The organism is Bacillus sp. AFS017336 (assembly GCF_002555445.1).
Taxonomy (GTDB): domain Bacteria; phylum Bacillota; class Bacilli; order Bacillales; family Bacillaceae_G; genus Gottfriedia.
In genome coordinates, this window is the sequence record NZ_NUCO01000034.1 from 108,227 (window position 1) to 134,487 (window position 26,261).

Consider the following 26,261-nt stretch of genomic DNA (forward strand, 5'->3'; position numbering starts at 1 on the left):
AATTCCTTATTCTTTTTTATTTTCTTGCAAAAATTGATAGTAACGTTTTAATGAAACTGATGTTTTCAACCCTACTAATTGTTGAATTTCTTCGACTAATAATCCTTCTTGAATTTTTCTAAAAATAAAAGTGTTTCTTAAATGCTGTGAGCAAAGTCCTTTCCGTAGTCCCGCTCTTTTAACTTCTAATCTAAGCATTTTTTGAAATGCGATTTCTGTCAGTGCTTTCGGTGAATCGTTATCATAAACCCAGTGGAACGTCATTCGGTTATAATCAAATGCGACAAAAAGCGGATGATTTGAATGATAATGAGGCCTTACTGGCTCAGGGATTGTAACAAAATATTTATATAAAAGCATTCGATCTTCTTTTAAAAGAATGATCGTTCTTTTTGTTCCTTCTTTACTATGTACTACCAGTTCATTTAAGGCGAAATTGATATCTCTCATTTGTAAATCAATTAATTCCTTTAACGTGAGCCCATAATATAACATTAGTCTAATCATTATTTCGTTGCGATCCATTAAAAATGGTCTTGCTTTTAATTGTTTTTCCGATAATTCTGCTGTGGATTGTACAATTGATAGTAATTTTTTTTCTTCTTCCTCAGTAATAAAATCATCTGTGGATAGAGCTCGGGAAGGACCAGCTAAATAATTAGTAAACGGAATGATATTTTCAATTGAGGAATTGTTTGATTGTAAAAATTTATAAAATTGATTAAGGACAACATAAATACGATGCATCGTTTTCTCATTGTATTTCCGTTCAGATGTTAAATAATAAAAGTATTCGTTAAAACTTTGTACTTGTAATGTACTTAAGTTCTCGTTAACTTTTTTAAAATAGCGGAAGCATTCTTCCAAGTCATAACAATATCGTTTAATCGTAGACTCTTTTCTACCTTTACTATTTAAGTGAGAGGCAAATTGCAAGATGACATCTGGTAATGTAGTAGTCGTTAAGTTTGGAATCGTCAAATTTATCAACTCTTCTCTTTTTCTCTAATTATAACAAATTCGTTAATAGAATTTAGTAAAATTTAGCAATGTTATCCAATTAAAAGATAATGTTAGAGAATTAAAGTTTTGAAAATTATTGTTCGTACATATAATAGTAAAAACGTAATTTTGGAATTTTTTATTTGGAAAAAGAAAATGCGAGTTATTACGAGATACTTTGTGGTTTTTCTATATAGATGCATGAAAGAATGTTGATAGATTAAAGAGAGGTGTCATATTTGGAGCAACCAATTCGTTTAAAAGATAACGGTCAAATAAATGTTGTACTTAATACGGTGAAAAGAGGAGAGGTTTCTCCAACTCCAAGTATTGAAACAGTTAAAAAGCCTAAACATGATTTATTGGTTGAAATAGAGGATCAACTAAGACATTTAATTGGCATGGATGAAATAAAAAAAATGATTCATGAAATTTATGCTTGGATATTTATTAATAAAAAAAGAGAAGAACTGAATTTAAAGGCTGAAAAGCAAGTATTGCATATGTTGTTTAAAGGAAACCCGGGCACTGGGAAAACAACTGTCGCAAGGATTATCGGACAATTATTCTTAAAAATGGGTGTTCTTTCAAAAGGCCATTTAATCGAAGCTGAAAGAGCGGATTTAGTAGGAGAATATATTGGTCATACTGCCCAAAAAACTAGGGATTTAGTAAAAAAAGCAAATGGAGGCATTCTTTTTATCGATGAAGCATACTCACTAGGCCGTGGTGGGGAAAAGGATTTTGGAAAAGAAGCTATTGATACACTTGTTAAACATATGGAAGATAAGCATGGAGATTTTGTACTTATACTTGCAGGCTATTCTTCCGAAATGGATTATTTCTTAAGTTTAAATCCAGGTTTGAAATCGAGATTTCCATTTATATTAGAATTCCAGGATTATTCAGTAATAGAGCTTCTAGATATATCGAAAAAAATGTTTGTAGACCGTGAATATATTCTTTCTCGAGAAGCGGAATATCGCCTAAGAGACTATATACAGAAAGCTAAACTTGAAAATCGTGCTCATTTTAGTAATGGACGATTTGTCCGAAATATTGTTGAAAAGTCGATTCGTTCTCATGCGACTAGATTAGTATTTGAAAGCGAATTTAATCGTGAAATTCTAATGAGAATAGAAGAAAAAGACTTATTTACTTCAGACAAAATCGACTCGATTAATTAACGATTGGTTATTTAATAAAGCGCTTTTTACCCCACCAACCTTTAAAATGAAAATAAATCGAAATAATGATACCAATTAGAATAATTAGGACGATACAATACAAATATCCATACTTCCATTTTAACTCAGGCATATTAATGAAATTCATCCCGTAAAACCCAGCGATAAATGACATTGGTAAGAAGATGGCACTTATTAATGTTAAAGTTTTCATAATATCATTTGTCCGGTCGGACTTTAAAGACATTTGAAGCTCTATGATTCCTGCCATATTTTCTCTAAAGTCATCAAGCGCACTAACAATTCTTTCGTAATTTTCTTTTAACTCACTAAAATAAAAACCAGCATCTTCACTTAAAAATTGAAAATCCGCTTCTACGATTTGATTAATAACATTTACTTGAGGTTCAACAAGCTGTCTTAAATCCTGTAATTGAACTTTCCAGGTGAAAATTTTCTTGTCTAAGTCCTTTCTGAAGGGATCATTAAATAAGTCACGTTCAATCTGTTCAATTTCATTTGCGAAACGATCAATCGAGATTAGAAACTTCTCAATCACTTCATGAAAAATTTGATATAAAATATGACCAGTGTGATCTACTTTTATATAGTTTTGATTAAATTCCTGTGTAACATATTTGAATAAATCAATTTCATGATCTCCAATATAAGAAATTATTAAATTTTTACAAACAAGAACATTAATTTTGGTTGGTTTAAATATTTTTGTTAAGGCATATAAAGAAAGAACTGCTTCGTTTTTAAAAATATTTATTCTTGGTTTTTGGTCACTGTGTAAAAGTTTCTTTTTTGCCAAAGGATGAATTTTTAAAGAATCAATTATTTTAGTAAGCTGATCGATTGTATTGCTATTAAAGTGATACCAAAGAATTTCATTGTTGGATGGAACCAAAAATTCGTCAATTGTTTCGATAGAATGAGTTGTTATATTATATCTCTCCAAATGAATTCTCCTTTTAATAAATTTCTAAAATAGTGTTGGCAAGAATATGTAAATTAATGTAATGAAAAACAAATCGTAGTAGGGCGAGTATGACTGTCGAAAACGATGGCAGTCTTTTTTTGTAAGTGAACATTTGTTCAAATAAATACTTCGATTGCTACAATAAAGACAAAAAAACAAACCATCATTTTAAGTGGTTTGTTTTTTAACGGACTTATTTAATTTAATTTTTGAGTGTTCGATTCTTCAATATTTACTGTAGAGCCTGTAAATGATCTTTTTGGTAAGCTCCATTTATAATGTACAGACAATAGTCTAAGAATAACAATAATAATGAATAAAATTAAGGTTTCAAAATTAGTATCAACAAATTTATTTCCAATTAAAACACCTACAAGTATTGCCCAAAAAGCATAAACTTCTGAATGTAATACCATTGGTTTTCTTTTTGCAAGTAAGTCTCGCACGATTCCGCCACCGATTCCTGTTAAAACAGCAGCCACGATTACAGCACTAACAGGTAGTTTTAATTCGATCGCATAGTTTGCACCAAGAATTGCAAAAGCGGATAAACCGATTGAATCGAATAGAATATCAAGTTTTTTGAATGGTTTATTTGATAATTGCGGAAAGAAAAAGATAATCGTCATAGCAACTAACGCAATTGTAAAATTTGTTGTTTGATTCCATAAAAAGTTGATTGGATAACCTATTAATAAATTACGTAATGCACCGCCACCAAAGGCTGTAGCAAAGCCTAGAATATAGACGCCAAATAAATCATAGTCTTCTTCCATAGCAACTACTGCACCACTTAATGCAAAGGAAATAGTACCAATAATGCCAAATAAATTCCATGTTTCCAAAAAGCAATTCCCCCGACCTGAATAAAAAGATGAAAATTAGTCCAGATATCATTATAATAAAGAGACAGTTAAGAGTAAAGAAGATTTAATTGCTTACAATTGGTTAATAGAAAAGGTGGAATTTTGTGTCGAATGAATTAAGAGAAAAAGCCATTTTAGTTGGATGTCAGCTTCAAAATGTTGATGATGATCGTTTTAATTATTCGTTGGACGAGTTAGCATCACTTACGAAAACTGCAAATGGAGAGGTCGTTTTAATTACCTCACAAAAAAGAACGAAATATCATCCAGCATTATACATAGGAACAGGTAAAGTAGAAGAATTAGAAGCAGCTATTGCAGAGCTAGAACCGGATGTTGTTATTTTTAATAATGAATTAACGCCTTCTCAAATTCGTAATTTATCTGCAAGATTAGAAAAAAGGGTAATTGACCGCACGCAATTAATTTTAGACATATTCGCACAGCGCGCAAAAACAAAAGAAGGTAAATTACAGGTTGAATTAGCGCAGTTACAATATTTAATGCCGAGATTAGTAGGTCAAGGAACTGAACTATCTAGACTAGGTGGAGGTATTGGGACAAGAGGACCTGGTGAAACAAAGCTAGAATCTGATCGTCGTCATATTCGAAAACGAATTGATGATATTAAACAGCAATTAAACATTATCGTTGAACATCGTAAACGTTATCGTGAGAGACGTAAGAAAAATGAAATGTTCCATATTTCGTTAGTAGGTTATACAAACGCAGGAAAATCAACATTATTTAACCGATTAACTAAATCGGACGTGTATGAACAAGATTTACTATTTGCGACATTAGATCCTACGACTAGAAAATTTGTTTTATCAAATGGTATGACAACTTTACTAACTGATACAGTAGGGTTTATTCAAGATTTACCAACTTCACTTATTGCAGCTTTTCGTTCGACTCTTGAAGAGGCAACAGAAGCAGACTTTATTCTTCATGTAGTCGATGCTTCTCATGAAAATTATAAAAGCCATGAAGTAACAGTTTCTAAATTGCTGAATGATTTAGATGTTGAAAATATTCCAATGTTAACAGTCTATAATAAAATTGATCAAGTTCATGAGGATTTTGTGCCATCACCTTCTGAAGTTTTTATTGAAATGAGTGCTTTAAATGAAGATGATTTAGGAAAACTGCGTCAAAGAATTGAATTTGAATGTAAACAGTATATGGAATATTTTGAAGCGTTCGTACCTGCATATGAGGGCAAATTGATTCATGAAATCAAAAAGCTAACGATGATCGAATCAATTACATTTAATGAAGAATCTGAAATCTATCAAATAACAGGATATGTTTTTAAAGAACATTCAATTTATGATACTGTAAAAAGATATAGAATGTATAAGGAGCAATAATCAATGCTAGAATTATTATCAAACGGGGAAAAAATTGCACCATTAGTTGCTACGGTAGAAAAATTAATATCCGAGGCACATAAAGAAATAGATGAAGTAATTGAATACAATCAATTTAAAGTTTTACAAAGTTTTCGAAAACATAAAGTGAGCGATAGTCATTTTATTCCTTCTACTGGATATGGTTATGACGATATCGGAAGAGATACACTAGAAGAAATTTTTGCCGATGTTTTAGGTGGAGAGGCTGGATTAGTTCGCCCACAAATCATTTCAGGTACTCACGCAATCTCGACTGCATTATTTGGGGTATTACGACCAGGTGATGAGCTATTATACATTACTGGAAAGCCATACGATACATTAGAAGAAATAGTAGGCATTCGTGGTGAAAGTGGTAATGGCTCATTAAAAGATTTTGGAATAGGTTATGAATCAATTGAATTAGTAAACGATGAACGTATTAATTATGAAAAAGTTGCAAATCGAATGACAAGCAATACAAAAGTGATTGGTATTCAGCGATCAAAAGGATACGGGACAAGACCTTCATTTACAATAGAGCAAATTAAAGAAATGATTGATTTTGTAAAAGAAATTGATCCAAGTGTAATAGTTTTTGTTGATAACTGCTATGGAGAATTTGTTGAAAAACAAGAACCTTGCCATGTAGGTGCTGATTTAATGGCTGGTTCATTAATTAAGAACCCAGGTGGTGGACTTGCGAAAACAGGTGGTTATATCGTAGGACGAAAAGATCTAGTTGAGAAATGTGGATATCGTTTAACATCTCCTGGAATCGGAAGAGAAGCGGGTGCTTCTTTGTATGCTTTACAAGGTATGTATCAAGGATTTTTCATGGCTCCGCATATTACTGGTCAAGCATTAAAGGGAGCATTATTTACTGCTGCATTTTTAGAAAAGCTAGGAATGAACACAAATCCTTCATGGGACGCAGTTAGAACAGATTTAATTCAATCTGTACAATTTGACGATAAAGAGAAAATGATTGCATTTTGTCAGGCAATTCAAGCTGCTTCACCAATCAATGCTCATTTCACACCAACGGCAAACTATATGCCAGGATACGTTGATGATGTCATTATGGCTGCAGGGACGTTCATTCAAGGTGCAAGTATTGAATTAACTGCAGATGGTCCGATTAGAGCGCCATATGTTGCATATATACAAGGTGGTTTAACGTATGCTCATGTGAAAATTGCAATTTGTTCAGCGGTCAACTCATTAATCGAAAAAAACTTATTAGAAATTTAAAACAAAATAGCTCATGACATGTTCGTCATGAGCTATTTTATTTATGAAAATAATTGGGGACTTACTTTCATAATGATGAAGGTTCTTTCTATATATCTATATTACATCTTAATTCTTAAATTAACCTTAACATTAACGTTAAAATTCCATAATATTTATTTAATCTTGCGTTAATAAAATGGGTGTGCCAGTATATAGAGGTTACGAAATTATTAAAACTGAGCAATTTACGGAGGCTATATAATGGAAAATCTACCTAATTGTCCTAAATGTAATTCAGCATATACATACGAAGATGGAAATCTTTTAATTTGTCCAGAATGCGGCTTCGAATGGACTCTTGAATCAGAAAATTCAAATGAAGAAACGAAAGTAGTAAAGGATGCCAACGGAAATGTTTTAAACGATGGAGATTCGGTTACAGTCATAAAAGATTTAAAAGTAAAAGGTACATCACTTGTCGTTAAAATTGGAACAAAAGTGAAAAGTATCCGATTAGTAGAGGGCGATCATGATATAGATTGCAAAATTGAAGGCTTTGGTGCGATGAAATTGAAGTCAGAGTTTGTTAAAAAAGTCTAGATTTGAAATTAACTATGTATAAATTAAAACAAGAGAAGGAGGAAACCTTCTCTTATTTTTTAAATTTTCATTTCTAATAGTAAGATTAAGGTTAATCAGTCGACGAAGGGGTATTGTTTGAACTGAACCTTTGTTTCACAATCGAATCCAGTTTTTTTATGAATTTTTTAAAACCGAAACCTACTATAAAAGAAATGCTAATTTGTGCATAAACTGAATTTGGGTTTTTTGTAAAATCAATTGCTAGCAACCCACTATTGATTAACGTGATTGTCATCACTGCTGTACCAGTTGCAAATATCGGGTAAAACACATACATGATCCACTCCCTAGGATCTGTCAGTTTATTTGCCATAAATCGAGTACAAAAATGATACAAATGATATAAAGAACCGCCAATTGCCCCAGCAAAAAAATAATAAAGAAAATAATTGAGACCGTGAATACGCTCAGAATATATTTCTCCGTAATTGTACCAAGTTATTCCAGCCAAAAGAAAGCTACCGAAAAAGAGCACACATAAATAGGTTAGAATAAATACTTTTTGTTGTTTGGTCATGACTTCCCCTCCTAGTATAACCGTATGCACCAAATAGTGGTTTTTTGCAAAAAAGAAGCAAATGAAATGAAAGAATAGTAGAATCTAAACACAAATTTAAAGTAGAAATAGTATTAATTTTAAAAATAATAGTTTGATATAAATAGATATTTGTTAAAATAAAAGAGATTTAATCAGATTGTAATTGTTTACGATTACACGATATAAAAGAAGGTGTATAAATGAAAAAAAGAGCGCATAGTTTAGAAATGGATTTTGTAAATTCACATGAAAAACAAAAAATGCTATACAAGCGAACACTGTTAATTGTTAGCATTTCTCAAATTTTTGGTGGGGCAGGCCTAGCCGCAGGGGTTACAGTAGGAGCATTACTTGCCCAACAAATGCTTGGTACAGATGCTTTTTCGGGTCTTCCGGCATCGCTTTTTACATTAGGTTCGGCAGGAGCGGCATTAGTTGTTGGTAGGCTTTCTCAAAGATTCGGTCGACGAATCGGGCTTGCGTCAGGATTTTTTACCGGTGGACTTGGTGCAATCGGTGTAGTAATTGCAGCAATGACAAACAATCTTATTCTTTTATTTGCTTCACTACTGATTTATGGAGCAGGAACAGCAACTAATTTACAAGCTAGATACGCTGGAACAGATTTAGCAAATAGTAAGCAACGTGCAAAAGCAATTAGTATTGCAATGGTTTCTACAACATTTGGTGCAGTTGCAGGTCCTAATTTAGTAGGTCCAATGGGGAAATTTGCAGTTTCTATTGGTGTACCATCACTAGCAGGTCCGTTTATCCTATCGGCAACGGCTTTTATTTTAGCTGGAATTTTTCTTTTCATTATGCTTAACCCAGATCCTTTATTAGTAGCTAAAATGATTGAGTCAAATAAAGCAAAACAAGTAGATGTAAAACAGTCTTCACCAGTTGAAAGTATGAAAACAATAGAGGAATTGCTGTTGGAGCAACGACAATGGTCCTTACACAAATAGTCATGGTTGCAATTATGACGATGACACCTGTGCATATGGAACATCATGGTCATGGGCTTAATGAGGTTGGTATAGTAATTGCGTTTCATATCGGCTCAATGTATCTACCATCCCTGATTACAGGAATTCTAGTTGATAAAATAGGTCGAACTGCGATGTCGATTGCATCAGGAGCTACTTTATTACTTGCAGGAGTAATTGCTGCATCGGCACCGAGTGATTCTATGGTACTACTAGTAGTTGCGCTTTCATTATTAGGGTTAGGTTGGAACTTTGGGCTGATTAGTGGGACTGCTCAAATAGTTGATTCAACAGACTCTTCTACACGCGCGAAAACTCAAGGTACTGTAGATGTATTGATCGCCTTATCAGGGGCATCAGGTGGAGCGCTATCTGGAATGGTCGTCGCAAATTCGAGTTATGCAACATTAGCTTTGGCAGGTGGAATATTGTCCTTAGTTCTCATACCAGTCGTAATTTGGTCACGCAAAAGCAAAAAAGAGCCTGAGCAAGGACTGCAAATGTAAAAATGATTTTATAGTTGAATTGAAATAGGAGCTGAGCAATCAGCTCCTATTTTCACAATTTGCGATTAGGGGGAAATTATGAGTAAAATTTTTAAACAGTTCATTCCATTACTATTTATCTTGCTGATTTTAAGTAGTTGTGCTTTAAGTCAGAGCTCTAATAAGGATATTTTTCAATATAAAAATTCTTATCTTGGTAATAACAGTGCTGTAGGAAATATCATTAAACAACTACCTAACAATAAAGAGTTTAAAAAAATGAAAATTCAAACAAAAAAGAAGCCTTATGGATTGACTATTACATATGAGAAGATAAATGTTAATCCTAAAAATATAGTAATAAATAATGCAACATTCTTATTTGCACTAATTAAAAATGTAGAATGGATCACTTTTGAATTTGCCGACAAAAAATATACTCTAACAAGACAGCAACTTAATGAATGGTATGGAAAAGATGTGCGTTCTTATACGAATGAAAATGACTTAGAAGAACTTATCCATACAAATTTAAAAGATAAAGACAAGGTTAATCAGCTTTTTATTAAATAAAGTCTTATAAGTATAATAAAGTAATATAAAGAAGGAAATATGAAGTGTTTTTTTGAAAATTTGTATTTGGTCAGAAGAGAATAGTTTAAAAAATAGAACCATTAACGGATGAGAAAATCATAAAGGCAGAAGAAAAGCTTAAAGAACTACATAGAAATCCTCAAACAACAAAACGGGGGAGTCATTATTTTTGATTCATTTCCTACAGAAGTCCATACTTCTTGGGCTGATGACCAAATTATAAATAATGCAGCTAACTTTGAAGTGTTATTAATGGGTTTAACGAATTGGTAATTTTTTAAATAGGCTGATTGATTAAGTAATCATAGCAAACAGAATTAAAGGGGAAAGGAAATGACTATTTTAATAAATCAATCTGTAATTAAGACTCTAATTGAAAATGAATTAATTACAAATGTAAACCTCAAAAGCGAACATCCAAATGACCCAATCGTAGTTAGGAATATACCTGATGGGTGGAAATGCATTGGATCAGGTAATTATGCTGCTGTTTTTATGCACCATTCTGAACCAAACGTAGTTGTTAAAGTGTATGGAAAAGATCTACATGGTTTAGAAAAAGAGGTCCAAGTCTATAAACAATTAGGAGAACATCCAGCTTATTCGAAATTGATATTAAATGGCGAAAAATATCTAGTATTAAAAAGATTAGCAGGAATTACTTTGTACGATGCCGTTGCAAAAGGTGAACGAATACCAGAAAGTGTTATTAAAGATATTAATATTGCACTTAAGTATGCAAAAAATAGAGGGTTAAATCCATATGATGTTCACGGGAAAAATGTGATGATGAAAGATGGTAGGGGATATGTTGTCGATATTTCAGATTTCTATAAAAAAGGAAAAGATGATAAGTGGGACGATTTAGTCAAAGCTTACTATAAACTATATAAAAAAACGTTGTATAAAGTACCTATTAAAGTTCCGCTAAAATTACTAGATTTTACTAGACACTCATACAGATTCTACAAAAAATTCAAGAGAATGATTTAAGCTCGATCATGTTGGAGAATTGTATGACTAGTGCAATATGTTTAATGGTTGTTAACTGATAGCAGTAATCATAAAAGAAAGACTAGCATACTGGCTAGTCTTTTGTATTTTATTAAAGTTCTTTACTTTCTAAGATCAAATCGTACTTAATCTCGTTTCTCACAAAGCAAGATTAGTGTTTGCATACTGTCCAAAATAGAGTTTATTTTATCCTATATAGAAATGTCTTGATTTTTATCGTAATTTAACAATTTATTGGTATCAAAAAACTTTTCAAAGATGATGCCCATGATATAGTAAAATACTAATCCAAAACAAATATGAATCAGTGTAAATTTCATTCCAAATGAAGAAAATTCATATATGACAACAGGTAGTTTAGCAGTTGTCCAAACACCTAAAAAGAAGACAACATAACGAATACTTGCTCCTTTTTTCAATAAAAGTACCGCGATCGGAAAAGCTAGGTATAGAGGACCAGCTGCAATACCTCCTAGTAAGAGCGCAAACAAAACTCCGTAAATTCCAGATTTATTTCCCATATATTTAATAAGAGTTTCTTTTTCAACCCATTTGTCAAGTAAGCCTACCAATATTAATACAGGGGGGAGGAGGAATAACATATTCAAAATGCTATTTCCAGTTAATTTAAATGCTTTTATTCCAACCGAGTAATTGATTAAAGTTAGTATAATAAAGCCTACTAATAAAATAAAAAAGAAACGATATTTTTTTAACTCATTCACGTCATCACCACCCAAATTATATATGCAAATATAAGCGACATTAATAGCCCGCTTGCATTACGTGCAATGGCAAAACTTCTTCCAAATAATTTTTGTTCCATAGGTAAAGTGATGATACCTACTGACATTAATGTTGACATTAATACTGCTACTTGAGGTAGTCCAGCACCATTCTGGACTAATGTATCTCCTAGTGGAAAAACGATAAAACTTGGAATTAGCCCTACTGAACCAATTAGTGTAGAGATAATAATCCCTTTTATTCCAGATTGTTCTCCAATAATTGAAGAAACAAAGGTGGGTGTTAATAAAGATAAGGATAGTCCTACGAAAAACATAATAGACAAAATTTCAGGCAAAATATTACAAAACATTTTCCATGATTTCAGTAGAGCTTCTTTCGTTTTAGTTCGATCTTTTATAAAAGAAATAATAGTAACAGTAATTGCTAGACTGTATAGGATCGAAGCATTAATCATGATTCTTCTCCTGCCATACATCGTATCTGTTCATGAAAAATGTTAAATTCTTAAGTTTTTCTTCAATATCTTTATGGAATTCCCCTAATTTTTCTTTTCCTACTTCCGTAATTTTGTACATCTTTATCGGTTTATCTTGTTCGGATGTACCTAAATAAGACACAACTGCACCTTCAGCCTCTAATTGCTTTAAAGTCCGATATAATATAGAACTGTCAATTGGATTGATTGGAAGTTCTTCTTCACACTTTTGCAAAAGTTTCCCACCATAACTATCACCCTCTGTTAAAAATAATAAAAGAAATGCACCAGTATGTCGTCCTGTATGTTTCATAATATTTACCTCCTAAATGGATCTATTTCCTTATTTTGTACTGTTACTAATAGTATACTGTTATTAACAGTAATATGTTACTAACAGTATATTTATTTATTTAAGTTATTTCAACTCTAAAATTTCTGGAGGTTTTGCTTATTAAGTTTTTACACAGATACTTTTATACTTTTTATAAAATGGAAGGATATTTCTATAACGATAATAATATAATAAAAAACAACATAAATTTATTGTAAAACGATAAATTATATGTTAAATTCAAATTGAAAATATATTAGTGAGGTGCGTTTTATGAAACAAGGGTCAACGCTCTTTTTAAAAATAGTAGTTATGCTTATAGGGATCCCAGTTCTTGCATTATGTATATTTATTGTCCCTGAGATTGCGAATTACGCTGCTAAGCTATATCCAAAAATAGCTTTAATGAAATATCTCATTTTTATTGATCTTTATGCAGCAGCGATTCCTTTTTATTTTGCCCTTTATCAGGCCTTTAAGCTGTTAATTTATATTGATCAAAACAAAGCTTTCTCGGAATTATCGGTTAATGCATTAAAAAATATAAAACTTAGTGCGATTGCAATTAGTGTCTTGTATGTACTAGGATTACCGCTTTTTTATTTAATTGCGGATATGGATGATGCTCCTGGAATTATTGTAATCGGTATGATTTTGATTTTTGCTTCAATGGTAATTGCCGTTTTTGCTGCCGTACTTCAAAGGCTCTTAAAAGAAGCAATTGATATCAAATCAGAAAATGATTTAACAGTCTGAGGTGGAGAATATGGCAATATTAATTCATATTGATGTAATGCTGGCAAAAAGAAAAATGAGTGTAACTGAACTTTCCGAGAAGGTTGGTATTACAATGGCAAATCTTTCAATCTTGAAAAACGGTAAGGCAAAAGCGATTCGGTTTGGAACTTTAGAAGCAATTTGTAAGGCTTTAGAATGTCAACCCGGTGACATATTAGAATATCAGAGCGATGAAGAAGTATTGGATTAATCAATATAAAAAGGGGAATTACTTATGAATTTAAGTATTCAAAAAACAGAACTACAAATCATAAGAGCATTAAAGCAACTAGTCCGGTTTGGCTTTGAGCAAGCTCTTTCGTGTATATTTCCAGTTGTTATTTTTGCTTCATTAGCTTTTACAAAAATTGTACCACTTCCTTTTTTACCGAGATACGATTGGTTATTAATTATCTGTATTTTGATGCAGTGGATGATGCTGCGTTCTGGACTTGAAACAAAGGATGAATTAAAGGTAATTACAATGTTCCACTTAATCGGTCTTGCACTTGAGCTTTTTAAAGTACATATGGGTTCATGGGCTTATCCGGGGGAAGGTTATTCAAAAATATTTGGAGTACCACTATACAGTGGATTTATGTATGCGAGTGTTGCGAGTTATTTGTGCCAGGCGTGGAGAAGATTAAATGTTGAGTTGATAAAGTGGCCGCCGTTTTTTATAGTTGCTTCATTAGCTGCAGCGATTTATTTGAATTTCTTTACTCATCATTTTTGGATTGATGTCCGTTGGTGGTTATCAGGATTAGTCATAATCGTATTTTGGAAATCATGGGTTACTTACGAAGTTAATGGAACAAAATATCGCATGCCAATCGCACTCTCTTTTGTTCTAATAGGATTTTTTATTTGGATCGCTGAAAATATCGCAACATTTTTTGGAGCATGGCAATATCCAAATCAAACGGATGCATGGAGCCTTGTTCATCTAGGAAAAGTAAGTTCATGGCTCTTATTAGTGATCGTAAGTTTTCTGATCGTTGCAACGTTAAAGCAAGTTAAACAGAAAATTCCACTTAAGGATTAATTTTTAGAAGTGAAGCTATATTGGCTTTGCTTTTTTTTTGAAAAAAATGAGATGCGAAATTTAAAATGATTGAACTAACGCATTCAGTTTTTGAATATCAACCTCAACCGTTTAGTTGATTTCTTACTTGAGAAAAGTGAATTCAAATTTTTTTAATTTCGTTTCTACTTAGAACGAAATGTTGAAAGGATAGAAAAAAACGGTGTTCCTTAGCTTTGTCCGTGCTTGGAACGAAGAAGGTATAAAAGAACTGAATGGGGAATACCTTAGGGGAGCTAGAAAATATTGGAAAGTGCTCCTCACTATGTTTCGTCGGCTATTTGTTATTGATAATTAGAGCCGAGCGGGAACGAAGAGAGCATAGCGAGGAAGAAGGGGGGAATTAAGATGAAACAGTGGAAAGCTAGCGTCGCAGTTTTACTAGTAATAAGTTGTTTACTAGTGGCGTGTACATCGTCGAAACAAAATGCTAAGGAAAAAAATGGGGGGACTGAACAGATCGCGACGATCCAACATGTCCTGACAAACCAGTTCACAAGTGATCCTGAACTTATAAAGCACATCGAATCAGGTGACAGTGCAACAGTTATCGATTCTAATGGAAATAGTACCCAACCGACTAGCCCGTCTCCACTTGAAACGTATTACAAAAAAATGTACGGAGCGTATTTTACTAAAAAAGCATTTGAGGTGTTTGTCGCGGCAAACGCATTTCGGTACATCTCGACTGCGCAAAATCGTGGGTATACGTTAGCTGTGACCGATGTCAAAGCAACTGAAGTAAAAGGAAGCAAAGGGGATTATGATTTCACAATTAACTTCGTTGCTAAAAAAGAAGGAGAAAGTGGCAAATCATTCACTGTAACAGGTCGTACGAGCGTGAATGCGGATGGAAAAATTACGTATATCCGTTATGATGACGCCGATTTCATGAAAGCCATGCAATAACGTGCTTCCAAGACCATCGTGTTTCAGGAAAATAGAGCGTAGCGAACGAAGAGTTAGCCATCCTAATGAAAAAACATAAAAGTCCCGTGTTACCAATGGAGATATTAAATTTAGTTTGTTTGAAAAAAGTCGGCCTTTACAAATTAAAGGTCGACTTTTTTGTGTTTTTCAAAAAGCTTCATATGAATTAAAGATAATCTTTTTTATATAAGAATCTAATAGTCAACTTCCTTATTGTTAGAATTCTATCAGTTAGATATTTAACTTTTTTGTTGACGTGGAATTCGAATCGATGTATATTTGATTCAAACAGTTAGATATCTAATTATTCGGAGGTGAACGATTTGATTGATACATCGTATACGAGACTTCTTGGTTCTATCATGTTTAAAGTACGAGAAAAATTAACAAATCGAACAAAAGAGCTTGAAGTAAATCCTCAACAAGGTAGGATGATTAGCTATATTGCTCAGCACCAAGATCAAGGCATCATTCAAAAAGATTTAGCAGACGCATTTAATAGAAGAGGTGCAAGTATTACAAGCATGCTTCAAGGTCTTGAAAAGAATGGCTATATCGAAAGAAAAATCCAAGCTGATAATGAACGTCAGAAACAGATTTTCGTATTAGAAAAGGGAAAAGCAATTGTTGATCAAATTAATGAAATGTTTTCTTCAGCAGAAGTTGAATTAATTGAATGTTTAACAGAAGAAGAAAAAGCAGAGTTCTTACGCCTTTTGAAAAAAATTGATTCAAACCTTTGATTGATTACGGCCATAACGGTCGTTTACAAATATAGTTAGAATTCTAAAAGTTAGAATTCTAACTAAAATAGAGAGTAACATAATAAGTTCGGAGAGGAAGGAATAAAATGGAAGAATTTGAAGTAGATCAATCTAATATTTATTATTTAAAAGAAGCACCAATAAGAAAAGCAATCGCTCATTTATGTATTCCAATGATGATTGGAATATCTGCGGGAACAATTTATAATTTAATTAATGCATTTTTTATAGGATTAGTACATGACACTGCGATGCTAAGCGCAATTACATTAGGCCTACCAATTTTAACCGTATTAATGGCAATAGGTAATGTGTTTGGTGTTGGAGCAAGTACTTTTATCACTCGATTGTTAGGTGAAGGGAATCTTCATAAAGGAAAATCCGTTGCGGGTTACGCTTTTTATATGAGCATAATTTGCGGATTGATTGTCGCAGCAATTGCCTTATTTTTTGTTAATCCAATTGTTCATTTACTAGGAGCTAACGCTGCAACATTACTATATACAAAGCAATATACAATTATCCTTTTTGCAGGTAGTTTTGCCTTTATTTTAAACTTTGCACTAGAACAAGTTGTTCGCTCAGAAGGTGCAGCAAAAGAATCGATGTATGGAATGTTTATAAGTGTTATTTGTAGCATTATTTTTGATGTATTATTCATTTTAGTTTTAAATCTTCATGTAATGGGTGCAGCACTTTCAATGGTTTTAGCCAATATCGCAGCAAGCATCTATTACATTTGGTTCCTACAAAGAAAAAGTGAAACATTAAAAGGATTCATTAAGCATTGGAAAATTTCACTTACTGATCAATTAGAAATTTATAAAGTCGGAGTTCCAGAATTATTTAAAATGTCCTTCTTAATTGTTACGACTTTATTATTAAATAATTATGCGATGGAATATGGCGATCACATAGTGGCAAGCTTTGGGATTGCTGTAAGGGTTGCACAACTTCCAGAGTTTATTACAATGGGATTATTTATAGGGGCTATTTCATTAATTGCTTACAATTTTGGTGGTAAAAATAAAACACGACTTTATGAAACTTTAAAAGAATTAACGTTATGGATTGGTGGAGTTTCCATTGTATTTGGAGGAATTGTTTACATCTTTAAAATTCCAGTACTTGGACTATTTTCAAGTGATTCAGCAGTGTTAAGTATAGGAGGAATAATCTTAACTGCCCAACTGATATCATCTGTTTTTAATGGATTCACTGGTTTATTCACTAGCATCTTTCAAGCATCAGGCGAAGGGCTTGCCACAGGAATAATGTCGATTACACAAGGGGTACTTTTCATCCCAGTTGTGATCATATTACACTACTTTTACGATTTAAATGGACTAATTTGGTCACTTACAATTACTGAGGGGATTACGTTCGTTATGGGTGCAATTCTAATGATTCCTTACCTTAGAAAACTTAAGAAAATGCCAGATAAAGAAGAAGCTCTTTCATAAAACATTATCATAGTGACAATAGAAGTAACGTAAATTAAAGGAGTTGAAAATCGACTCCTTTTCACTGTAGGAAAATATACTAGTAATTATAAGTAGAGTAAAGTTTAAGAAGAACTCAAAATGAAATGTTATAAACTCAAAATAACGCTAAAAGAGAAATTGAAAAATAGAGAGTCTAGATATTTTCATATTAAATGGAGCAAAAAATAACCTGTATCTAAGATTAACATGTAATCTAAGGTACAGGTTTATTTAATATTTTTTAAATATTATATTTGAAGATTCCCAAAACCTAATATTGTTACTGCTTACCGATTAGAGACATAAAGCCTTTATATATTAGGTATAACGAGAAAATTAAAATAGCTAAAATACCAATTAAATCTGTTAATGGCTGTACACTTGATAAGAATGTGCCTGCTAAAGGCATTTTGATTAAAGCAAAACCAGCTAAAATACTAGCAAACATTAAAATAATTCTTTCCATTTCATTCATCCCTCCATTCAATATATTTTATGTTCAATTGAAATGTAAGTGCTTTCAAGGACGAACTTTTAGAAAAAATGTGCGTTTGTCATGTGAAATTTAAGAGGGTATATCATCACAAAAATGGAATATTATGTAAAGTAGAAAAATTAAGGGAGGATTTGATGTTGCGATTCAAAAATAGAATCTTATCTTTTTTATTTTTGCCTTTACTATTAGTAGGTTGTAACTCTACACAATCAGGCAATGATTCAATAATTGATTGGGTTGATTTTGTTAAATTTAATGGAGTCGAGTACTATGGCATAAATTCTGGTATTTTAGCGAACGAAAATTTAATTGGAGATAAGTTAGGAGAAGTTAAATTCAAAGTCGCGGATCATATTTCAAATCCGAGCTACCAAATAAAAGATGGAGATGCAGCGTTCCATGAGAAAGGAACTGCAATTTATTCAATCAAAGGATACAATGATTTTCTAGCATTAAAAGATAAAAGTTCAATACATGGTTTTAGAGTTTATTATGCTAAAGATAAAACTGACTATAAGTGGAACTTTAAGAATGTCCCATTAGATAAAGTGAATTTAATTGAAATTTATCAATCGCATGCATCTAACATACGAAAGATATCAGACCTAAAAGATAAAGAGCAATTGGATGATTTTCTAAATATCTTGAAGATAAGTAAAGAAGATGCTAACTTTCAACCTAATATTAAAAATGGCGCACCTATTTATTATGATGTAGTTTTGTATACAGATGAACCAATTGCTTATAAGTTTGATATACATTTTGACGGTGCAAACTATTACTGGAATCCCTGGGACACTGCAATTTTATCAAAAGAGATCAGGGAATTTATCCCTAAATAAATCTTAAATCAAATAGAGTATCTTTTGAAAAGAGGAGAAAAATGCAAAAAAAGATTATTACACTTTTTATACTATTTTTTATAATACTGGCCGGAATATTGTCTTTTCAAAAAATAAAATCTAAGCGATATAATGAAAAATACAATTTTTCACTTCATGCACAAAACTTAAGTGAAATCATTTCAAATTGGAATCAAAATGATGATACATTTACCGTTCGAGCAGTTCAAAAGATTTCTAAAACAGATACAGCAATTGCATTTGTGACGGTCAACAATATTGACGAGGGATTTTGTAAATTAGAAGAAGGCATAAATCATAAATTTCAAATAAAAAGATGTACATACGGTACCGTCGAAAAAAATAATTGGTTCAGATCAAGGAAAATTAAAACAAATAAAGGTAACTACGGGGTATTTGAAGGTGAAAATGCAAATGGAAAAATTAAATCGATTATAGTATCTAAAAAGAAGTTTACAAGTGAAAGTAATATTCAAGAAAATGAAAATGTGAAAATAATCGTACCTCAAAAGTCATTTTTTTATTTATTTAAAAAAATAGAAAAGAATACTCCAATTAAAGATTACTATAATGTAGCTTATTTAGATCAGAATGGTAAAAGTATTAACTACTTTATTCATTAATTTTGAAATATATTATACATGAGAATTTCATAAAATCTATTGAATTTCTATGTTTGAGAAAACTTTGTAGTCCTCATATTTTTAAAATTAAATGAATTCTATAACATTTTTACTATACTAATCTCCTAATAGAAATGGTAAAATATGGTTATATATGTAGCGGGTGGATCTTTTGTTCGGAGGGACTATATTTTGAAAAAACCATATATAATTTTGATTATTGTTACAGTTTTTGCAATGTTCTTAGCTGGTTTTTATTACGAAAGAATGCATATTAAATCAAACAAAGAGATATGGATTGGTTATAACTATACAAAATTTGGAAAAAATGAAATCAGTTTTAAACCCATGTATATCGAACGTCAATCGGGAATAAATCAATTAGAAGAAATATTTTTGTATAGTAAAATAATTGACCATCCAACTGTTGATTTAGCTAAATATGATATTCAACTTAGTTTTAAAAGTCCGGTAGATCAATCAATTGAATATAGTTCATTACTTTGGTTTACAAAAAGTGGAGCCATACTTAAATTAAATGGATTTAATGGTTTTAGAAGTGTAAATATTGACAATGCTGAATCAATAAAGAAGATTATAAAATATACTGAGTTTTAAATTTGAAATAAAGTTTTTTTCTACTCAATGAGTTACTATAGTGGCTCTTTTTTTATGTTCTAAAAGGTTTAACAGTATGATCGCATAAGAATTGATATAATCGATTTAAGGTTTCTTTTAGATTAGTACCATTGGCGAAGTACAAAAAGGATCATAAATGATTGAAAGGAAGTGTAAATTGATGGAATTTGAAACGGTAATGCAGGAGCTAGAAGCACTTGGTAAGGAAAGAACTAAAAAAACATACATTAGTAATGGTGCACACGAGCCACTTTTTGGAGTAGCGACTGGGGCAATGAAACCTATTGCTAAAAAAATAAAAAAAAATCAGGAGCTAGCTGACCAATTATACTCAACAGGTAATTACGATGCCATGTATTTTGCAGGAATTATCGCTGATCCGATGAAAATGACAGAAACTGATTTTGACCGCTGGATTGATGGTGCATATTTCTACATGCTTTCCGATTATGTAGTTTCAGTAACATTAGCTGAAGCTGATATTGCACAAGATGTTGCTGATAAATGGATTGCAAGTGGTGATGAGCTCAAAATGTCAGCAGGTTGGAGTTGTTACTGTTGGCTATTAGGTAACCGTTCAGACACTGAATTTAGCTCAAGTAAGATTTCAGTCATGCTAGAACAAGTAAAAAATACAATTCACACATCTCCTGAACGAACAAAATCTGCAATGAATAACTTTATGTATACAGTCGCAATCTCTTATGTACCTCAACACGAAAAAGCAGTTGAAATCGCTAATGAAGTAGGGCCAGTCGAAATCAAAAAGGATAAGAAAAAAAGTAATATTCTACTTTGCTCTGAAAAAATTCAAAAGGATTTGGATAAAGGATTACTAGGTTTTAAGCGTAAATATGTAAGATGTTGACGTCAAGGTTCAAGTTAATTGTGAATAAGTACGTATAAAGGAAGTATGATTGCAAAATACAAACGAAGTGCAAAAAAGAGTTTGGAAAGTGCAAATAAAACCTGGATAGGTGCAAATAAAGGCAGTATAACTGCAAATAACGAACGAAGTGCAAATAAAAATAGAGAAACTGCAATTAAAATTAGTAAAAGTGCAATTAATTTTAGTGAAACTGCAAATAAAGTCTCTTGAATTTCAAATAAAATCAGGTATTATCCATACCAGTTAGGGTATTTTAGGTAAAATAAGCACTCATAAAACGGGAAATAAGTACGAGCAATCCAATTCTATCTAAACCGACTAAAATATTGAAGAAATCTACTAAAAATCTATTAAATAGGCGGTAAAACCAAAGCAAATAATCCAATTTGGAAGAGGACTTTGATCGGAAAATAGTTGAGAGTGGTCCTTTAAAAAGTAATAGTTAGAAGCTAGATTCGAAAATTGAAAAATATTAAAAAAATCTACTAAGATAGAAACTATCTTTGTAGATTTTTTTGTATAGATGAGATACAAAAATTATGAATGAAATTGTGTTGATGATACTTCTAGTAAATTAATTTTTACTAGTGTAGTGACTATAAAATTGTAAAATCTCAGTAACAGCTTGGCGATAACCTCCTGCTTTTTTAAAGGATTCACTTAAAGTAGTGACCTCTTTGTGATAGGAAGTGTTATTTAACACCTGATCAGCGGCTTTACGTAGTTGAATTGATGTTAAGTTTTGCATTTCTAAATGAATACCAGCTCCGATATTATCTATTTGCTTTGCTATAAGTGGCTGATCGGCACCTTGTGGGATAACGATTAATGGAACTCCGTAATAAAGACTTTCACTTGTGCTATTCATTCCGCCGTGCGAAATAAATAATCTAGTATCTTTTAACACTTCGATTTGTGGTACATATTGTTTTACAATGAAGTTTTCAGGGATTTCACCTAAATCTGAAACGTTAGTGTGGTAGCCAATTGATAGTAGAATGAAATGTTCACTAGTACCAAATGCTTCAAAACAAAGTTTATAAAAATCAATAGCACGGTTAAAAACAGTTCCAAATGAAATATAGATTGGATTTTTACTTTTAATCGCAGCAAGATCAAAATCAGTGTTTTGTACTCGTGAAGTGACTGATGGTCCGACAAAGCTAAAAGATTGATCAAAAGAATTCCCATTTGGTTGAAACTCTTTAGTTGTGTATACGATTGTAAGAGGAGCGGGATTACAAAAAACTTCATATTGAGAGTTGATTTCTACACCGTAATTATTATTAATCTTTAATTTTAAGTTTTTAAATTCGGCTTCTATCTGATGTAATATTTCACCTGGAATTTTGATTGATTCCTCTTCCAACATTTTATCGAAAGATTCATTAGTCTGTGCAAAAGTAGTACAAGAACTAATTGCTGGAAGTTTGAGGATTTGGGCAAGTATATTTCCACAACCAAACATAGAATCATGGATGATGTAATCAAAATGCTCTCCATTAATTTGTTCAAGAATGCTAGGAATGATGATTTCTGCAGTATGTAAAAGTCCATTGATTCTTTCGCGTAAATAATTTCTGCCACCTGATAGAAAGGCTTTTATAAACTTTAGTTCATCAAAAGTTCGAACAATCGCACCCGTTTTTTCAATTCGTTCTCTAAAAGACTCTGTAGTTATGTATACAATTTCTTCACCACGTGAAATAAGCTCTTGAACAACTCCAATTGTTGGGTTGATGTGACCTTCTGAGCCGCCGCTAATAAATAAAACACGTGCCATTTCAAACACTCCTTGGATTAGTTTAATATTCTTAATTGTAATAGAAATTAGACTAACTATTCAAATTAAATTGGATAAAATTTATGTTAGACGTTGAAGTAACAAAAGAAGAGTGGCTTAACTGAGCTAATGAACAAAAATGAAGAAAACGAGTCAAAAAAAGAGCCGGTTTTAGGCTCGATTTTCTAACCCTTTTATCTTGCTGAAACTGCAATGTATTGTTTGGTAAGTGCTCGTTCCAAGTGATCCGAGCGTTTCACTATCGAGGAAGAGTTATTAGCGGCTGCGGACGTCTGATCGAAATAGAGAGTGTATAGATTTTCATCTGTTACAAGACCGTGCGCTAGTTGATTTGTGAGTTTTTCTTTAATGTTAGCGTCAACTGCTTGACGAAGATGTACTATTTTGTTCTCTACCTCTCGTGCACTATCTTCACCGATGAAATTTTTTAGAAACGAATCAGCAGCTACGTTAGCTTTTTGTAACATTTCCGATTGAATGTGATTAAGCTGACGATTGTACGATTTCATCAATATAATCGGCAGACGTAATGGGAATAGAATGAGTCCTAGTTTCCGACGGGAAGCAGTAAAAAGATAACTAGAGTAAGTGACTGCGATCTGCTTCACGAGTGTATTTGACGTCGAACGATTTCGTTTTTGTTCGGCCATTCGTGCGAATTCGCGGATTAACAGGGCACGCAGTTCATCTCGTGTGCAAGATGTTAACAACGGATAACCAATACAACAAATTGTTCCTTTCCTCGTTCCATTAAAAAAGGAGAATGCACCAGATGCAACAAAAATTGACGACATCGGATGCAAAATCAGCGTGCTAGGTGTTTCTTTGTGCATCTCTTTTGATACATCTTGGATCAATGTTTGCAAAATGGGGTAACTAGTTAAATCAACAGAGAACCCTGGAATGAACGATTTTTCTTGAACTAGCGGTGATAATAGAGCTGCAACAAAGCTAAAAATAGAATACATTATGCCAAAAGCTGGTAGTGCACCAAGTAAAAAAAGCGTAAGTGTCGCATAACCCATGTGAAGCATGAACGTTTCAAGTAGAACATGAAGCAGGAAAATAAAAAGGGTTCCGATGAGCAGACTGAGACCGGTGCAAATCAACAAAAAGAACACCACCCCAGGCACCGTGAAGAGAAAACGAAAATGATTCAACTAAACACATCCTTTCATTGCTAAATCTAGTGTAAATGCTGATGTGAAAAAAATGAACAACAAAGTATATGCCTTCATTCTAATTTTTTCGTCATAATTCGCGATTTAGGCGAAGCTCCCAGAAGAGATGTAGAAATTAGTTATAAAATTTATAATCCTAAAATTCGAAAGTTAATTATAGCAGGTAATTAAACTAAGGCTCGTTGATTAAAAGTTTAGAATTATTGTGGCTTTTCACTTTTATATTATATTAATTTTCTATATACTAAACTAGTTATCTTGCAAATTTTGAATCCAAGGAGCATCGTATGAATCAAATTACACTTGCTGAGGCTTTAAATATTAGACATATTCTTTCGAAAAGAATTCGTGAATTAATTGAAGAACTTGAAGAAAATTCAACTGTTGAAGTAGAAAAGAACCATCCTATTCCAGTTTTAGTGCGGGATCTGACTAAAATTGAAAATGAATTATCAAAGGTTCGTACTGATTTTAGAAAATTGGATTTCTTGATGCAAAAAGCAAATGTAGAAAATACAATTTCCATTGAAAATGAAGAGATGTCAATTACTGAAGCGATTGAGTATGCAAAACAACTACGTGCTGAAGTACAACTATGTAAAAGCTTTGCAACAAAGAAGGAACGTATTCAACCGATGTATGGGTCTGAAAATATAATTGTAGAGAAGCTATATTTCGACCCAGAAGAGTATCGAACGAAAGCATTGAAATTAGAACGAAAAGTAACGCGTCTATCAGGATTAATTGATGCAAAAAACTTTACAATAAATATTCCATTTGATGGAACAGACTATTATTAATTCCTCACAGGAATGAGACTTTCCTGTGAGGATAAGAAGATAAAAAATGGATCTATCAAATTGGTTGATAAGCAAACGGATGAAGAGTTACAGGTTACTTTCCTTACGTGTAACGAATGACGAACGAACGTAAACGAACTCCTCCCATAGTGTAGCTTAGCTACTAAAAATGGGTTACCATTAATCCTTTCTTCTTATGACCACCTCTTATCTTAGGAGGTGGTCTTTATTTTTATTAAAAAAATAGGTTTATTTTAATCTTATAAAATCAATTTAAAAAGCCTAAAGGTAATTACAATTTTATATGGAATATTAGTTAAATAAAGGAAAAAATTGTAAAAGGAGACGATGATGAAACCATTTATATCTGCTTTGTACATATTGTTCGGCTTATTAATGATTACATTAACTTATTTTGAAAATTTTAGGGGTCCTAATTATTTGACTAATATTGGATGGATTCTTGTAGTATTTGGGATCTTTTATCCATATTACGGGCGTGTAGTCAATTATTTTAAAGTAGAATTTGAAGACGAGAAAAATAGTATTTAATTTTGAAAACGGCTGCTTAGGCAGCCGTTTTTTTTTGCAAATGGTAACTTTTTAGATTTAAAGAAAAGAGTAAAAATGTGTTTTATAGAATGCGATATTTTTTAATGATTAAGTAATTACATTCAAATAACCTTTTATCATTATGAAATCTTTATAGACGTTTGGACTAACGAACTAACCAAAAATTAAAAATAAACATATCTTAATTTGTACGAACTTATAAGTAAGCATATAAGGACTAGCCTGAGCTATATAGAAATAGGTGATTTTTTGGGTAAAGAAGATAAAAAAAAGTGTGACTGCCATTGCAATAAGTGTCATTGTTGTAAAAAGTGCTGCTGTTGCAAAGATTCAAAAGGTCATATATGTAAGGAAGAAAAAAGGAAAAAATGTGGATGTAAGGATTGTAAAAGTGATTGCAATTGTTGTAAAAAATGCTGTTGTTGTAGAGGACCTAGGGGCCCTAGAGGAGAGGAAGGAAAAAGAGGGAAAAAAGGTCCAACCGGAGCAACAGGGGTAACAGGATCGACCGGGTTGAATGGTGTAACAGGTTCAACGGGACAAACTGGAGTAACTGGAGTAACAGGTCAAACCGGACCAACTGGTGTAACAGGAGCAACCGGAACGACAGGAGTAGCAGGTCAAACTGGATCAACTGGATTAACAGGCTCAACTGGAGCGACAGGAGTAGCGGGACCAACCGGATCAACAGGAGTAACAGGACAAACTGGAGTGACAGGAGTAGCAGGTCAAACTGGATCAACTTGATTAACAGGCTCAACTGGAACGACAGGAGTAGCGGGACCAACCGGATCAACAGGAGTAACAGGACAAACTGGAGCGACAGGAGTAGCAGGTCAAACTGGATCAACTGGATTAACAGG

General features: G+C 32.4%; 30 protein-coding genes and 2 pseudogenes. 22 read left to right on the forward strand and 10 right to left on the reverse strand.

All coding sequences use genetic code 11. The features are described from left to right. Positions 1 to 6: 6 nt before the first annotated feature. On the reverse strand, positions 7 to 981 hold the full coding sequence (locus tag CN601_RS19720; RefSeq protein ID WP_257131756.1) for a tyrosine-type recombinase/integrase: 975 nt from the start codon (positions 979 to 981) through the stop codon (positions 7 to 9). A gap of 260 nt (positions 982 to 1,241) precedes the next feature. On the opposite strand from CN601_RS19720, the gene CN601_RS19725 reads away from it, so the two are divergent. Then, on the forward strand, positions 1,242 to 2,189 hold the full coding sequence (locus CN601_RS19725; RefSeq protein ID WP_098172073.1) for an AAA family ATPase: 948 nt from the start codon (positions 1,242 to 1,244) through the stop codon (positions 2,187 to 2,189). Between the two features lie 7 nt (positions 2,190 to 2,196). Here the strand turns inward: CN601_RS19725 and CN601_RS19730 are convergent, their stop codons facing one another. Together CN601_RS19730 and CN601_RS19735 are read right to left on the reverse strand one after the other, a co-directional pair. After that, entirely contained in the window at positions 2,197 to 3,153 is a 957-nt protein-coding gene (locus CN601_RS19730) for a magnesium transporter CorA family protein (RefSeq protein WP_179865615.1), read from the reverse strand. Between the two features lie 218 nt (positions 3,154 to 3,371). Next, positions 3,372 to 4,019, reverse strand: a complete 648-nt coding sequence (locus tag CN601_RS19735; RefSeq protein WP_257131757.1) for a trimeric intracellular cation channel family protein — start codon at positions 4,017 to 4,019, stop codon at positions 3,372 to 3,374. Positions 4,020 to 4,144: 125 nt separating this feature from the next. On the opposite strand from CN601_RS19735, the gene hflX reads away from it, so the two are divergent. The 3 genes from hflX (at position 4,145) to CN601_RS19750 (ending at position 7,270) form a co-directional block, all read left to right on the forward strand. Then, on the forward strand, positions 4,145 to 5,413 hold the full coding sequence (hflX, locus tag CN601_RS19740; protein WP_098172075.1) for a GTPase HflX: 1,269 nt from the start codon (positions 4,145 to 4,147) through the stop codon (positions 5,411 to 5,413). A gap of 3 nt (positions 5,414 to 5,416) precedes the next feature. Further along, the gene (locus CN601_RS19745; RefSeq protein ID WP_098172076.1) at positions 5,417 to 6,688 is read left to right on the forward strand and encodes a methionine gamma-lyase family protein; all 1,272 of its coding nucleotides are present in this window, start codon (positions 5,417 to 5,419) and stop codon (positions 6,686 to 6,688) included. 243 nt (positions 6,689 to 6,931) lie between these two features. Continuing rightward, positions 6,932 to 7,270, forward strand: coding sequence for a zinc ribbon domain-containing protein YjdM (locus tag CN601_RS19750; RefSeq protein ID WP_098172077.1), 339 nt, complete (start codon positions 6,932 to 6,934; stop codon positions 7,268 to 7,270). A gap of 91 nt (positions 7,271 to 7,361) precedes the next feature. Here CN601_RS19750 and CN601_RS19755 read toward each other — a convergent pair whose 3' ends face one another. Then, positions 7,362 to 7,829 (reverse strand): hypothetical protein, encoded by a 468-nt coding sequence (locus CN601_RS19755; RefSeq protein ID WP_098121942.1) that lies wholly within the window; start codon positions 7,827 to 7,829, stop codon positions 7,362 to 7,364. A 221-nt stretch (positions 7,830 to 8,050) separates the two neighbouring features. On the opposite strand from CN601_RS19755, the pseudogene CN601_RS19760 reads away from it, so the two are divergent. The 3 genes and pseudogenes from CN601_RS19760 (at position 8,051) to CN601_RS19770 (ending at position 10,911) form a co-directional block, all read left to right on the forward strand. After that, positions 8,051 to 9,345, forward strand: a pseudogene (locus tag CN601_RS19760) (MFS transporter). A gap of 78 nt (positions 9,346 to 9,423) precedes the next feature. Further along, positions 9,424 to 9,897 carry a DUF4825 domain-containing protein gene (locus CN601_RS19765; protein WP_098172078.1) on the forward strand — a complete coding sequence of 158 codons (474 nt, stop codon included), beginning with the start codon at positions 9,424 to 9,426 and terminating at the stop codon, positions 9,895 to 9,897. A gap of 354 nt (positions 9,898 to 10,251) precedes the next feature. Then, on the forward strand, positions 10,252 to 10,911 hold the full coding sequence (locus tag CN601_RS19770; RefSeq protein ID WP_098172079.1) for a serine/threonine-protein kinase: 660 nt from the start codon (positions 10,252 to 10,254) through the stop codon (positions 10,909 to 10,911). A 212-nt stretch (positions 10,912 to 11,123) separates the two neighbouring features. Here CN601_RS19770 and CN601_RS19775 read toward each other — a convergent pair whose 3' ends face one another. Genes CN601_RS19775 through CN601_RS19785 form a run of 3 tightly spaced genes read right to left on the reverse strand, consistent with a single transcriptional unit; the run spans position 11,124 to position 12,470 of the window. Further along, entirely contained in the window at positions 11,124 to 11,657 is a 534-nt protein-coding gene (locus CN601_RS19775) for a permease (RefSeq protein ID WP_098172080.1), read from the reverse strand. Then, complete coding sequence (locus CN601_RS19780; RefSeq protein WP_098172081.1) at positions 11,654 to 12,136, reverse strand: hypothetical protein; 483 nt, start codon at positions 12,134 to 12,136, stop codon at positions 11,654 to 11,656. The genes CN601_RS19775 and CN601_RS19780 overlap by 4 nt, the downstream gene beginning before the upstream one ends. Next, positions 12,129 to 12,470, reverse strand: a complete 342-nt coding sequence (locus tag CN601_RS19785) for a PadR family transcriptional regulator (protein ID WP_098172082.1) — start codon at positions 12,468 to 12,470, stop codon at positions 12,129 to 12,131. Before CN601_RS19785 ends, CN601_RS19780 begins: the two co-directional genes overlap by 8 nt. 294 nt (positions 12,471 to 12,764) lie before the next feature. On the opposite strand from CN601_RS19785, the gene CN601_RS19790 reads away from it, so the two are divergent. The 6 genes from CN601_RS19790 to CN601_RS19815 all read left to right on the forward strand — a co-directional run bounded on the left by CN601_RS19790 (position 12,765) and on the right by CN601_RS19815 (position 17,509). Further along, the gene (locus CN601_RS19790) at positions 12,765 to 13,247 is read left to right on the forward strand and encodes a DUF2975 domain-containing protein (protein WP_098172083.1); all 483 of its coding nucleotides are present in this window, start codon (positions 12,765 to 12,767) and stop codon (positions 13,245 to 13,247) included. Between the two features lie 10 nt (positions 13,248 to 13,257). Further along, complete coding sequence (locus CN601_RS19795; RefSeq protein WP_098172084.1) at positions 13,258 to 13,479, forward strand: helix-turn-helix domain-containing protein; 222 nt, start codon at positions 13,258 to 13,260, stop codon at positions 13,477 to 13,479. A gap of 60 nt (positions 13,480 to 13,539) precedes the next feature. After that, positions 13,540 to 14,313, forward strand: a complete 774-nt coding sequence (locus tag CN601_RS19800) for a DUF817 domain-containing protein (RefSeq protein ID WP_179865616.1) — start codon at positions 13,540 to 13,542, stop codon at positions 14,311 to 14,313. 387 nt (positions 14,314 to 14,700) lie between these two features. Continuing rightward, positions 14,701 to 15,261, forward strand: coding sequence for a hypothetical protein (locus CN601_RS19805; protein WP_098172086.1), 561 nt, complete (start codon positions 14,701 to 14,703; stop codon positions 15,259 to 15,261). 335 nt (positions 15,262 to 15,596) lie between these two features. Then, on the forward strand, positions 15,597 to 16,025 hold the full coding sequence (locus CN601_RS19810) for a MarR family winged helix-turn-helix transcriptional regulator (RefSeq protein WP_373604991.1): 429 nt from the start codon (positions 15,597 to 15,599) through the stop codon (positions 16,023 to 16,025). 107 nt (positions 16,026 to 16,132) lie between these two features. Continuing rightward, positions 16,133 to 17,509: an MATE family efflux transporter gene (locus CN601_RS19815; protein ID WP_098172087.1), complete on the forward strand. Its 1,377-nt coding sequence runs from the start codon at positions 16,133 to 16,135 to the stop codon at positions 17,507 to 17,509. A 301-nt stretch (positions 17,510 to 17,810) separates the two neighbouring features. Here CN601_RS19815 and CN601_RS19820 read toward each other — a convergent pair whose 3' ends face one another. After that, positions 17,811 to 17,996 (reverse strand): hypothetical protein, encoded by a 186-nt coding sequence (locus tag CN601_RS19820; protein ID WP_098121953.1) that lies wholly within the window; start codon positions 17,994 to 17,996, stop codon positions 17,811 to 17,813. A gap of 164 nt (positions 17,997 to 18,160) precedes the next feature. Between CN601_RS19820 and CN601_RS19825 the strand changes: the two genes are divergently transcribed. From CN601_RS19825 to CN601_RS19845, 5 genes are all read left to right on the forward strand, one after another. Beyond that, positions 18,161 to 18,868 (forward strand): hypothetical protein, encoded by a 708-nt coding sequence (locus CN601_RS19825; RefSeq protein WP_098121954.1) that lies wholly within the window; start codon positions 18,161 to 18,163, stop codon positions 18,866 to 18,868. Positions 18,869 to 18,909: 41 nt separating this feature from the next. Beyond that, positions 18,910 to 19,512 (forward strand): hypothetical protein, encoded by a 603-nt coding sequence (locus CN601_RS19830; RefSeq protein WP_098172088.1) that lies wholly within the window; start codon positions 18,910 to 18,912, stop codon positions 19,510 to 19,512. A gap of 192 nt (positions 19,513 to 19,704) precedes the next feature. Further along, positions 19,705 to 20,130, forward strand: a complete 426-nt coding sequence (locus CN601_RS19835; protein WP_098172089.1) for a hypothetical protein — start codon at positions 19,705 to 19,707, stop codon at positions 20,128 to 20,130. Between the two features lie 181 nt (positions 20,131 to 20,311). Next, positions 20,312 to 21,019, forward strand: a complete 708-nt coding sequence (locus CN601_RS19840) for a DNA alkylation repair protein (RefSeq protein ID WP_098172090.1) — start codon at positions 20,312 to 20,314, stop codon at positions 21,017 to 21,019. Positions 21,020 to 21,064: 45 nt separating this feature from the next. Continuing rightward, complete coding sequence (locus CN601_RS19845) at positions 21,065 to 21,250, forward strand: hypothetical protein (protein ID WP_098121958.1); 186 nt, start codon at positions 21,065 to 21,067, stop codon at positions 21,248 to 21,250. Between the two features lie 364 nt (positions 21,251 to 21,614). On the opposite strand, the gene CN601_RS19850 is transcribed toward CN601_RS19845, so the two are convergent. Together CN601_RS19850 and CN601_RS19855 are read right to left on the reverse strand one after the other, a co-directional pair. Beyond that, positions 21,615 to 22,823: a macrolide family glycosyltransferase gene (locus CN601_RS19850; protein ID WP_098172091.1), complete on the reverse strand. Its 1,209-nt coding sequence runs from the start codon at positions 22,821 to 22,823 to the stop codon at positions 21,615 to 21,617. A 194-nt stretch (positions 22,824 to 23,017) separates the two neighbouring features. Continuing rightward, complete coding sequence (locus CN601_RS19855) at positions 23,018 to 24,004, reverse strand: M48 family metalloprotease (RefSeq protein WP_142317376.1); 987 nt, start codon at positions 24,002 to 24,004, stop codon at positions 23,018 to 23,020. Positions 24,005 to 24,312: 308 nt separating this feature from the next. Here CN601_RS19855 and CN601_RS19860 point away from each other — a divergent pair, with 308 nt between their 5' ends. The 4 genes and pseudogenes from CN601_RS19860 to CN601_RS27240 form a co-directional block, all read left to right on the forward strand. After that, on the forward strand, positions 24,313 to 24,825 hold the full coding sequence (locus CN601_RS19860) for a DIP1984 family protein (protein ID WP_098172093.1): 513 nt from the start codon (positions 24,313 to 24,315) through the stop codon (positions 24,823 to 24,825). Between the two features lie 351 nt (positions 24,826 to 25,176). Further along, positions 25,177 to 25,377 carry a hypothetical protein gene (locus CN601_RS19865; RefSeq protein WP_098172094.1) on the forward strand — a complete coding sequence of 67 codons (201 nt, stop codon included), beginning with the start codon at positions 25,177 to 25,179 and terminating at the stop codon, positions 25,375 to 25,377. A 295-nt stretch (positions 25,378 to 25,672) separates the two neighbouring features. Next, the gene (locus CN601_RS27900; protein ID WP_218923250.1) at positions 25,673 to 25,897 is read left to right on the forward strand and encodes a hypothetical protein; all 225 of its coding nucleotides are present in this window, start codon (positions 25,673 to 25,675) and stop codon (positions 25,895 to 25,897) included. 14 nt (positions 25,898 to 25,911) lie between these two features. Next, positions 25,912 to 26,261 (forward strand): annotated as a pseudogene (locus tag CN601_RS27240) (hypothetical protein); the annotation flags it as partial.